The sequence below is a fragment of the Streptomyces sp. NPDC006265 genome (genome assembly GCF_040613555.1).
Classification (GTDB): domain Bacteria; phylum Actinomycetota; class Actinomycetes; order Streptomycetales; family Streptomycetaceae; genus Streptomyces.
Genome location: NZ_JBEXSH010001097.1, coordinates 1 through 2550 on the forward strand (window position 1 = coordinate 1; position 2550 = coordinate 2550).

Genomic DNA, 2550 nt, shown 5'->3' on the forward strand with positions numbered 1-2550 from the left:
CCTGGCCGCCGCGGACCGGGACCCGGAGCGGTTCGCCGATCCGGACGTGCTGGACCTCTCCCGTCGCGACAACCAGCACCTCGGGTACGGCCACGGCATCCACTACTGCCTCGGCGCCCCGCTCGCCCGGCTGGAGGGCCAGACCGCGCTCGCCACCCTGCTCACCCGCCTCCCGGACCTCCGGCTCGCCGCGGATCCAGCCGAGCTGCGGTGGCGCGGCGGCCTCATCATGCGCGGGCTGCGCACGCTGCCGGTGGCGTTCGCACCGACTGGACGTGACGAAACATCAGACCTGTGATCTTCACGTGATCTGTGCGGCATGAACTTGTGACAAGTGATCGACTGCCGATACGTTCACCCATCAACGCGGCGGGGAATCACGCCGCGTCGGTCACTGCTGTCTTGCGAAAGGTCTCCGTATGCTCTCCGGGAACGGTCGGCACCGTCGCCCCCGCCAGGCTCCGGCTCTCCTCGTGGCGGCCGGAGTCACCGGCTCCGCCATCGCGATTCCGCTCCTCGGGGCCTCCGGTGCCAGTGCGGCCGACGGCACGACCTGGGACCGGGTCGCGGACTGCGAGACCGGCGGCGCGTGGAGCCAGAACAGCGGCAACGGCTACTACGGCGGCCTGCAGTTGTCCCAGGAGGACTGGGAGAACCACGGCGGCCTCGACTACGCCGCGAGCGCGGACCTGGCCAGCCGCTCCCAGCAGATAGCCGTGGCCGAGAGAATCCTCGCCGACCAGGGGGTCGGCGCGTGGCGCACCTGTGGACTGCTCTCCGGTCTCGAGCAGGGCAAGGACTCGGACTCCGGCGCGTCCGGTTCATCCGACTCGTCCGGCCCGACGGACTCGCCCGGCATACTCGACTCGCTCGGATCGTCGCCTTCGGCAAGCCCCTCCTCGTCCCGGTCGCCGTCGTCCGACTCCTCGTCGGATTCAGAGGATGAAAAGGCCAAGTCGGACAAATCGTCTGAATCTACTGACTCCACGGCACGGGATCAGCGGTCCGGCAGCTCTCCGTCGGCCACCCCCGAGGGCGGCGAGTCCGGCAACTCGCAGGAGGGTGACGACTCCTCGGCGCCGACCGACACCGGCTCCGGCCGCCATCGCGGCCCCAGTGCCGACGAAACCCTCCCGTCCGACAGCGGCCGCGCGGACGAGTCCACGGGCCGTCACGCCTCGCGCGGCGACGAGGGCTCCGTCGACACCGCCCAGGGCGACTACATCGTGGGAGTCGGCGACAGTCTCTGGTCCATCGCCGACGCCCTTGACGTCAGCGGCGGATGGCGCGCGCTCTACGTCGGCAACGAGAAGGCCGTCGGTACCGACCCGAACCTCATTCATCCCGGTCAGAAGCTCGCGGTGGAGGGCGAAGGGGACGAGAGGTAGCCGTTCGGGCAGTGCGGAAACGAGGGTCGAAGTCGCCCCGAAACCGCGCGAGTTCGCGTCACGATTCGCGGCGAATGTCCCGTTTGGGGTCCGTGAGAGATAGATCTCAGAAGCCCTGATCGTCTTTGAAATTCCGCGGATCGCGTGTCTACGGTCGTGACCGCTCGTCACCGCGAGCCCCGGCTGCCGCAACGCCGAATCCTGCCAGCGGCCGTACGGGAACAGTCGTCGCGTCAAGCGCCGTAGGCAGGAGCGGGGGACCCAAGGTAGGTGCCCGACCGGACAGTTGTGTTCGGAAGGGCTTGGGGTGAAGCCGTGTCCCGGGAGGGACGCGGCCGGGCAACTCAACCGGCCCGAACCCGACAGCTCACCTCGCAGGCGTCGGTGAGGGGATCCACCATGCTGTTTTCCGGCAAGGGCAAGCACCGCCGTCCGTCCAAGGCCACCCGCGCCATCGCCGTCGCCGGTGTCGCCGGTGCCGCCGTCGCCGCCCCGCTGATGGCGGCCGGCAACGCCTCCGCCGCCACCGCCTCCGAGTGGGACGCCGTCGCCCAGTGCGAGGCCGGCGGCAACTGGTCCATCAACACCGGCAACGGCTACTACGGCGGTCTGCAGTTCTCCGCCTCCACCTGGTCCGGCTACGGCGGCACCAAGTACGCCGCCACCGCCGACCAGGCCACCAAGGCGCAGCAGATCGAGATCGGCGAGAAGGTCCTCGCGGGTCAGGGCAAGGGTGCCTGGCCGGTCTGCGGCAAGGGCCTGTCGAGCGCCGCCTACACCGGCGGCGGCTCCTCGAGCGACTCGGGCAGCTCCTCGCAGAGCCAGCAGCAGAGCACCGAGTCCCGCGAGACCCAGCAGCCGGCCTCCCGCTCCGACGAGCGCCCCGCGGCCAAGAAGACCGTCACCACCCCGACCGGCAAGAAGGTCAAGAAGGGCGACGGCGAGTACAAGGTCGTCAAGGGTGACACCCTCAGCTCGATCGCCGAGGACAAGAAGGTCAAGGGCGGCTGGGAGAAGCTCTTCAAGCTGAACAAGGACATCGTCACCGATGCCAACCTCATCTACCCGGGTCAGCAGCTGCACCTGAAGTAAGCAGCGGCCCACCCCGACCCGCCCAGGGTCCACGTCTCCCCGCCCCGGTGCGTCATCCCCCGTACGCACC

General features: G+C 69.5%; 3 protein-coding genes and 1 riboswitch. All 3 genes read left to right on the forward strand.

Going from position 1 to position 2550, the window contains the following annotated elements; translation table 11 throughout:
* Positions 1-298, forward strand: a 298-nt coding sequence (locus ABZ281_RS45700) for a cytochrome P450 (RefSeq protein WP_356664330.1), incomplete at its 5' end; no start/stop codon positions are given.
* Positions 299-419: 121 nt separating this feature from the next.
* Positions 420-1388, forward strand: coding sequence for a transglycosylase family protein (locus ABZ281_RS45705; protein WP_356664332.1), 969 nt, complete (start codon positions 420-422; stop codon positions 1386-1388).
* Positions 1389-1616: 228 nt separating this feature from the next.
* Positions 1617-1784, forward strand: a riboswitch (cyclic di-AMP (ydaO/yuaA leader).
* Positions 1785-1787: 3 nt separating this feature from the next.
* Positions 1788-2480, forward strand: coding sequence for a transglycosylase family protein (locus tag ABZ281_RS45710; RefSeq protein ID WP_356664334.1), 693 nt, complete (start codon positions 1788-1790; stop codon positions 2478-2480).
* Positions 2481-2550: the final 70 nt, after the last annotated feature.